Below are 625 nucleotides of genomic sequence, written 5' to 3'. Positions count from 1 at the left end.
CGCGGCAAAGCCGCGCCGAAACCGAAACTAAAAAAATAGCGAGTGCGGAAAGCGGGATTAAGCTCCTAAAAGAAATCATCAAAAAATCTCCATTACAAAGTGAAAATCGTCCATTCTTTGGCGATCGTTATTCCCACATCTTTGCAGTGTAAATTAAATTTTTATACAATGAAAAAAACAGCAATTATTATTCTTTCTGACCCAAAATCTGGTTCTGAAGAAGCTTTGGGAAGAGTTTTTAACGCTTTGGCTTCGGCTTACGAATTCAAACACGCAGGTGAAGATGTTAAAATCATTTTTCAAGGAACGGGAATCAGATGGCCAGAACAATTGGAAAAAGAAGACCACCCTGTTCACGGGCTTTACAATGAAGTGAAAGATTATGTTCACGGTCTTTCGAAAGGTTGCGTTGCGGTATTTGGAACGGAAATTTCGGGGTATGAATTATTGAACGAAAATGAAGTTCCGGGAACTCCGGGATTGCCAAGTTTCCTAAATTTGAGAAATGAAGGTTACGATATTTTGATTTTCTAATCTTGTTTTGAAACTGCCTTTTGAAATTTTCGGAGGGCAGTTTTGGTTTAAAAATAATAATTAAATTGCAGAGACAATGTTATCACAATCT

General features: G+C 37.4%; 1 protein-coding gene. It reads left to right on the top strand.

The annotated features are described in order from the left end of the window. The first annotated feature begins 168 nt into the window (after window positions 1–168). Complete coding sequence (locus OEW74_RS19575; RefSeq protein ID WP_265430080.1) at window positions 169–534, top strand: DsrE family protein; 366 nt, start codon at window positions 169–171, stop codon at window positions 532–534. Window positions 535–625: the final 91 nt, after the last annotated feature.

It is taken from the genome of Chryseobacterium sp. YIM B08800, from assembly GCF_026163565.1.
Lineage (GTDB): Bacteria > Bacteroidota > Bacteroidia > Flavobacteriales > Weeksellaceae > Chryseobacterium.
Note: the sequence above shows the minus strand (reverse complement) of the source record. Positions and strands in the feature narration are given on the sequence as shown.